The sequence below is a fragment of the uncultured Anaerococcus sp. genome (assembly GCF_947253225.1).
Taxonomy (GTDB): Bacteria; Bacillota; Clostridia; order Tissierellales; family Peptoniphilaceae; genus Anaerococcus.
Genome location: NZ_CAMXYR010000069.1, coordinates 1 through 6,660, shown reverse-complemented (window position 1 = coordinate 6,660; position 6,660 = coordinate 1). Strand labels below are relative to the sequence as shown.

Annotated in this window: 9 protein-coding genes; all 9 read right to left on the bottom strand. The window is 31.2% G+C overall.

Translation table 11 applies throughout. From position 1 onward, the window contains the following. Window positions 1-608: DNA adenine methylase (locus Q0W95_RS07060; protein ID WP_297791283.1), on the bottom strand; the 608-nt coding region annotated here is incomplete at its 3' end. A gap of 143 nt (window positions 609-751) precedes the next feature. Continuing rightward, the gene (locus Q0W95_RS07055; protein WP_297791281.1) at window positions 752-2,212 is read right to left on the bottom strand and encodes a relaxase/mobilization nuclease domain-containing protein; all 1,461 of its coding nucleotides are present in this window, start codon (window positions 2,210-2,212) and stop codon (window positions 752-754) included. Next, window positions 2,212-2,592, bottom strand: a complete 381-nt coding sequence (gene mobC / locus Q0W95_RS07050; RefSeq protein WP_297791279.1) for a plasmid mobilization relaxosome protein MobC — start codon at window positions 2,590-2,592, stop codon at window positions 2,212-2,214. Before mobC ends, Q0W95_RS07055 begins: the two co-directional genes overlap by 1 nt. Before the next feature lie 267 nt (window positions 2,593-2,859). Further along, window positions 2,860-3,822, bottom strand: a complete 963-nt coding sequence (locus Q0W95_RS07045; RefSeq protein ID WP_297791277.1) for an AAA family ATPase — start codon at window positions 3,820-3,822, stop codon at window positions 2,860-2,862. After that, window positions 3,819-4,439 (bottom strand): hypothetical protein, encoded by a 621-nt coding sequence (locus Q0W95_RS07040; protein WP_297791275.1) that lies wholly within the window; start codon window positions 4,437-4,439, stop codon window positions 3,819-3,821. Before Q0W95_RS07040 ends, Q0W95_RS07045 begins: the two co-directional genes overlap by 4 nt. A gap of 59 nt (window positions 4,440-4,498) precedes the next feature. Then, window positions 4,499-4,741 (bottom strand): hypothetical protein, encoded by a 243-nt coding sequence (locus Q0W95_RS07035; RefSeq protein ID WP_297791273.1) that lies wholly within the window; start codon window positions 4,739-4,741, stop codon window positions 4,499-4,501. 89 nt (window positions 4,742-4,830) lie between these two features. Further along, window positions 4,831-5,214 (bottom strand): hypothetical protein, encoded by a 384-nt coding sequence (locus Q0W95_RS07030; RefSeq protein WP_073998379.1) that lies wholly within the window; start codon window positions 5,212-5,214, stop codon window positions 4,831-4,833. A gap of 10 nt (window positions 5,215-5,224) precedes the next feature. Beyond that, on the bottom strand, window positions 5,225-6,295 hold the full coding sequence (locus tag Q0W95_RS07025) for a site-specific integrase (RefSeq protein WP_297791270.1): 1,071 nt from the start codon (window positions 6,293-6,295) through the stop codon (window positions 5,225-5,227). Window positions 6,296-6,306: 11 nt separating this feature from the next. Then, on the bottom strand, window positions 6,307-6,498 hold the full coding sequence (locus Q0W95_RS07020) for a hypothetical protein (RefSeq protein ID WP_007392548.1): 192 nt from the start codon (window positions 6,496-6,498) through the stop codon (window positions 6,307-6,309). Window positions 6,499-6,660 lie beyond the last annotated feature (162 nt).

Here is a 6,660-nt window from a genome sequence, read left to right as displayed (position 1 = left end):
GGGCTCGGAGATGTGTATAAGAGACAGGCTCTTATATATCCTATCTTGCTACAATCATCAGCAGAAAAGAATGTATCTGCAAAATTTTCTCGCATATAATTATTTTCTTTTGTTTTAACTTGATTATAGTCGTATATAAGCTCAATTATCTTTTTACTTGAATATTTTTCATATCCAAAAAATGCATAATTGGAAATATAATTACTATACAGTAAATCATTTGTGATAATCATTTTATCCTTAAAAGTATTCGCAACTGCACCGGTTCCACTAAATATGTCAATGACAATATTTACACCTTTGCAATTTTCATCAACTGTTTTTCTTATAAAATCAGAAAGAGAATATTTATTTCCTAAATATCGTCTATTATTTATAAATGACTGCTTTAATCCTAATTTAGATATTAAAAAATCTGTGTCATCCTCATCTTGTAAACTACCTGTATTCAAAACTTTTTTTATAGTTTCAACTGTATTTTCATCCCAAAAGTATCTTCCTGTATCACTTCTGGGAATTAAAATATTTTCTTTATCTATTAATTTATATAAATATGACTTAGAAATATCTAATTCTTTTATTACATCAGTAACATTAAGACTTGCCATCTTTATTCCTCCTTGCCACATTTTAATCTATTTAGTAGACATTATAGCATATTTTACGCAAATTTTCCAGGTTTTCAGCAAAAAATCAGATGCTAATTGCATCAAAAACGGAGAGTATCTTCTATAATACTCTCCATGTATCTCTATAACTCCATATCGTTATTTATATTATGACTATGATCAATTGTTTTATCTATTTTTCTTCTATGATTCTTAATTGTACCAATAACTGATTCCTTTTTCTTTTCAGTTTTATACCTACCGAGATAATCATTCATATTAACTTTCAAATGCTCCAATTCATCATACTGTGATGCTAATGAATTATGTTTCTTGATTATCACCTCTTGTTTAGCTTTTAACTCTTTAGAATGCTCATTTAATTTCCTGAAAAGATTTTTACTTGATTTTGTCTTTAACTCTCCTGCTACAACATGTCTCAAGTGCGGAAATTGCTTCAGAAAAATATTTATTTCTTCATAAGACTTCTGATAGGCTTCCACATCTTTTCTGTTCATCATCATATAAATCTTGTCGTTTGGATTTTTTCGGTAGCCTTCATAATGTTCTCTTTTACTGATACAGATTTGAATATGTTTAACAACTTCCTTCATCCTCTTTTGTTCCCTTGAAAGTTTATCAAATTCCTGTCTTAGTTCATTCTTTTCATTGGCTATTCGACTAATGCCACGCTCTAATTCTACCATTGACTTAAAGCCTTTGTTTCTAATCTCAACCAGCGTTGAAGCCGCTGTTTTAAGATTATGCTTTGTCACCCAATGCTCATATCCTTTGCTGGAATTTGCTTTATCGTTGTTCTTAATGTCTATGATATTGCCCAGATCTTTGTCTTTATTTCGGATTCTTTCTTTGATTTTTTCTTCTGTGTAATTATCCCCTATGGTTTTCGCTCTTGTAAATCTCTGCTGATTTTTCTGTTTGAAAGCAATATACTTTCCAAACTTAATTTCATATCCATATTGTTCCATTATTTTAAGAAAATGTTCCCAGCTTATTGCTTTTTGAATTACTCTATCCATATCAAATTGAAGTCTTGATTTATAACTTTTACCTTTTTTATCCTCATTCCAGTCATACCAATTCACAAACTTTCTTCGCTTAATCTCGTTGATTTCCTTTTGTATTTCTTGGTCGATGACAGATAAATTATGCTCCTTACATAGCTTGTCGCTTTGATTTCTGATATTCGTATAGGAGCCGTAATAAGAATGATAAACCTTGCCCTCGTCCACATCTATGGAATTAAAAATGATATGATTATGAATATGGTCTTTGTCTATATGTGTTGCTAAAACATATTCATATTTCCCGCCTAAAATCTTTTCACATAACTCAATTCCAACTTGATGTGCTTCTTCAAAGCTAACTTCTTCCGGAACAAAAGATTGAATCAAATGATGTGCTAAGGTCTTTGTTCTTGAGTTAAATTGTTTCTTAGTAAGTTCAAATTCCTTATGAGCATTTTCTCTGCTACACAGGTGTGTTGTAACATAGATTTCATCATCGGTTTTATCACCATTACAGATATAGTCTATGGCTTTTTTAAGTGTTGTTTTAATCGGATGTATCTTTGTAACTGCCATCAGCTTATTGCCTCATTGATAATATAGTCCGAAACTTTTTCTCTAAATCCTGATAAAAAAAGTAGTTCTCGCTGCAAGGCTTTCTTGATACTTTCAATATCATCTTTATAAATAGCTCCTGTACTGTTTGCTGCCTTTGCAATCTGATTCAGGTTCACTGAGTTACGACTGACAAGGGAAGAAAGTTCTCGCAGTTCTTTTCTAAACTTACCGGATAAATCAATGCTAATAATTCTATTCTTGAAAATACTGTCTCTATAAAACTCTCTTTTGCTCTTAAAATTGGTCAAAGCAAATCTTCTGTTAAGTTCTTTCATATCATCTTCATTTATCATAAAATGAACAGTGTAATTATTTTTTCGATTAACACTCTTTGACATTTTTCATCACTCCTTTCTTCTTCGGGGTCTTAGGGTTCTCCCTAAATATTTCAAATTTGAGTTATCAAATTTCAAGCCTACTTTTTGGGTGTGGTCAAAAAGTATATGCTTGCTATCAACATGTAATTCATAATTTTTATAAATTAGTCTTTAACTTGCACAGAAAAAATAGATGTAGATTCTTCAATTACCGTTTGCACCGTTCATACCGCACGACATTCCCTTACACATGAAACATCAAACGGTACGAACGGTTTGAACGGCATTTTAATAAATCACATCCTCTGAATTATATTTAACTTGATAGTTATTGTTGTTTTTTCCTCGCTTCATTTTAATGCTGATTCCATTTTTTCTGAGAATATCTTTATTACGATTTAAGGTCTTGCCGAATTGTTGCGGACTCTCTATCTCTAATTTTATCTTTGAGCAAATATCAACTATTGTTCCTTCTATTTCTTTTAATTTAGGCATAAGTTGAACTAATCTTTGAATGGACGGTTCCAGCATTTCAATCGGATCTATTTTATCTAACTCCAATATCTTTTTTGACGGATGAATTTTTACTTGATATACCCTTGATTCAAAAAGCCTACTGGTTACATCCAAGCTAAACTCTGTATCAAATTCCGATGATTTATTTATAGCTATTATAGTGTCTACTGAACCGGATAACGCTTGAGAACCTATCACTTTTTCACTCACACTTTTGATAGATGAATCCTTTTTTGTGTGATACATCATAATAAAAGTGCAACCATATTTTTCTATAAGCTCATAATACTTTGCCATAACCTCATAGGTATCATTGTAATCATTAGCATTATATTTTCTGTCATATTTTATCTTAGAAAATGTATCAACTACGAACACCTCATAGCCCAATTCAACATCAGATTTTATAATTCTTTCAAACTCACCAAAGTCTACATAACTTGTGCCTTCATAAAATTTCATAGTGTTTGAACAAGGTATATCTAATCTCTTAATTCTTTCTTGAATAAGTTTACCCGAGAGTTCATTGCAATAGTAAACAACCTTTGTTTTTTTTACATTATTTTCAAGAAAATCAATTCCTTCGTTTATACAAATACCAAGATTTAATCCTAATGCAGTTTTGCCTTTTTTAGGAGAAGCTACAATCAATGTAATGCTTTTTCTTGCAATAATATTATCAACGATATACTTATCAGAGGTATCAAACTCAGTGTTTATCGTATAGGCTTTCAACGAATCTCCTCCTTATTTTTTCTATGATAGTTATAATCCCAATAATTCGTTCCGCCGACTTCCTGTGCCTTCTGAATACTTTGATTTAAGTATTTAATATATGCTGCCTCATTTCTTCTTTTACTCATATCACCCATTCGGTTCAATGATGATTTCAGGAAGATCTCAAGCATTAAATCTGCATTTCCATGTGTAAAGCTGTTTAAGATAAGAAGCAATTGAAAATCGTCTTTGCTTGCATTGCCTGTGGAATATTTGCCTCTAAAAATCTCTCTGCCTTTGCGATTAGTCATATACATTGCCTTTAAAATCACTTCAATATCCGGCACATCACTATTTATATTTTTATAGTAGAAAATTTGCTCTCTAATCGTTTCTTTAATGGCATATTTTTCATAGTAAAGGTTTAACTTATATTGTTCATTCTTTACTTCTGTGCAAGTTCCTATGACATCACCGGTCATAGCAATGCACTTATTTGATTTATACATTTCAAAACGATCAGCTTGATTGTTGATGTTCTTATGAATTCTTCCCTTGGCAAATATGTGGACTCCGTTTCCCGATACGGAAATTTCCTTATATGTTTCGCCAAAATCACTTATGATGTCTCGCACATCCTCAAAGCTGTCCTTAACATTATCTAAATCAATACAGACAAACGGATCATCTTCAGTTAAAACAAACGATAGACCATCACAACCGCTTTTTCTAAGCCATCTAAGGCAGTTTCAAAATCTGTCCAGTTCTCTTTTTTATTCCATTCATTTGCTTCACAAGTGATTGGACTGATTGGGATTTTTACAGCTTTTGCATTACCCTTTTTATCTTTGTTATGATAAATTTTAAACCATAACCATTGCTTGCAGTCTTTTAATTCCTGTGGAATATTGTTAATATATGTTTCTTTATTTATCATTTTTTACCTCCATAATTGTGTTGATGATAGAAGTACAAACTGATAAAATATTTTTAAGAGTTGCAATCTTATCAGGTTGCTTCTTGACTCTATCTATTGCAGTAGGTAGAGTCATTTTTATTTCTATTCATCGTTTCAAACATTTCCAGAATATATGCCAAAAGTTCAAGCTTATTTTCTTCAATATCGCAGTCCAAATTAACATTTTTAAAATATTCTTCAAGCATTTTCAGTTTCGTTTTCAGTTCATCAAACACTCTTATATTTCCAAATACCTCAACTTTATGATTTATACTCATTTGAATCATATAATCCTGTTTGTTTAATCCTGATAATACTATTTTCTCTTCCAATAAACTTTTTTCTTCTGGAGACATTCTGAAATTCACTATAATATTTCTTTTTCTATTTTTATCGACTTTCAGTTTTCTACCTTTTGTTTGTAGACTTTCTCTTTTAAATATCTTACTCATCTTAATAAATTTAATTCCTTTCTTTCTCTATCATTTCAATGATTTCCAACTGCTTTGACGGATATAAATGTGCATAATTTAAGGTTATTGAGATACTTTCATGACCTAATCTTTCTGCAATTACCACCGGAGAAAAACCTTGCTCTATCAAATAAGCAACATGAGAATGTCTTAAATCATGAACTCTAATTCGTTTTACTCCTGATAACTTACAAGCTCTATCCATTTCATGATGTAAATATGATTTTGTAAAATTAAATAGTCTCTCCTTTGAATCCAAATGATAAAACATCCCAAAGAAGTCTGACATTTCATCACATAGAAATTGTGGTAATTGAATTACTCTATTGCTTTTTTCTGTCTTAGGAGATGTAATGTAATCTTTTCCTTTTAACCTTTGAAATGATTTACTAATAGTTAGAGTTTTCTTCTCAAGATCAAAATCGTCTTTTGTAAGTGCAAGCAATTCACCTTCTCTAATACCGCACCAATAAAGTATCTCAAAAGCATAGTATGAGGCAGGTTTGCTCTTAACACTTTCAGCAAATTTTTCATATTCCTCTTTAGTCCAAAATAACATTTCCTGTGCTTTCGCTTTTCCCATCTTAGTAGTTTTATGAACAGGGTTGCTTGTTAAACCGTAATATTTATTGGCATGGTTAAGAATCGCATTTAGTTGATTTTGAATCGTTCTTAAGTAAGTTTGAGAATATTGTTTCCCCTCACCATCTGACTTTTTAAGCAATTCATTTTGCCACTGTAAAATATCTGGAGCTGTTATTTCAGCTATAGATTTCTTGGCAAAGTAAGGTATTATTTTCGTTTCTATAATATGAACCTTTGTCAAATAAGTGTTGTATTTAATTCTTGGCTTTAAATCGCTCAAATAGATTTCAACAAAGGATTCAAAAAGCATATTCAAATCTCTCGACTTACTTGCTAAAAACTCCCTTTCATATTCCAATGCCTCTCTCTTTGTAGCAAATCCACGTTTTGTATGGATTTGTTTTACTCCTTGCCAATCAACATACCTTAAATAGATTTTCCATGTGCCTCTTTCTTTATCCTTGCTGGCTGACACATCATCACCTCCTATACTTCTTTCGTTTGACCATAACAGTTTTCTTCATAAAATTTTCGATTAACCTTACCTGCAATCACTATCAGGTTCGGATTGTCTTTTAGCATTCTCTCATTTAATTCTTTTATCATTTTGTATGCTTTGGGTTTTGAAACTCCCCAATCTTTGCTGACTTCTTCAGCATCAACATACATCTTTCTCATATTTTTCCTCCTTTTCTATTTATTTGAACTTGCGATATATATTAGTATACTGATTTATATAACAGAAGTCAATAGTTATTTCTAATTTTTATCAGAATTTCTCTTTATTTTTAGCTGTCTCTTATACACATCTCCGAGCCCACGAGACTATTGCGCTCATCT

Excerpts from the sequence above, each read along its gene's own strand:
- Q0W95_RS07055 (WP_297791281.1), bottom strand. The coding sequence starts at position 2,212 with ATGGCAGTTACAAAGATACATCCGATTAAAACAACACTTAAAAAAGCC.
- mobC (WP_297791279.1), bottom strand. The coding sequence starts at position 2,592 with ATGTCAAAGAGTGTTAATCGAAAAAATAATTACACTGTTCATTTTATG.
- Q0W95_RS07035 (WP_297791273.1), bottom strand. The coding sequence starts at position 4,741 with ATGATAAATAAAGAAACATATATTAACAATATTCCACAGGAATTAAAA.
- Q0W95_RS07030 (WP_073998379.1), bottom strand. The coding sequence starts at position 5,214 with ATGAGTAAGATATTTAAAAGAGAAAGTCTACAAACAAAAGGTAGAAAA.
- Q0W95_RS07020 (WP_007392548.1), bottom strand. The coding sequence starts at position 6,498 with ATGAGAAAGATGTATGTTGATGCTGAAGAAGTCAGCAAAGATTGGGGA.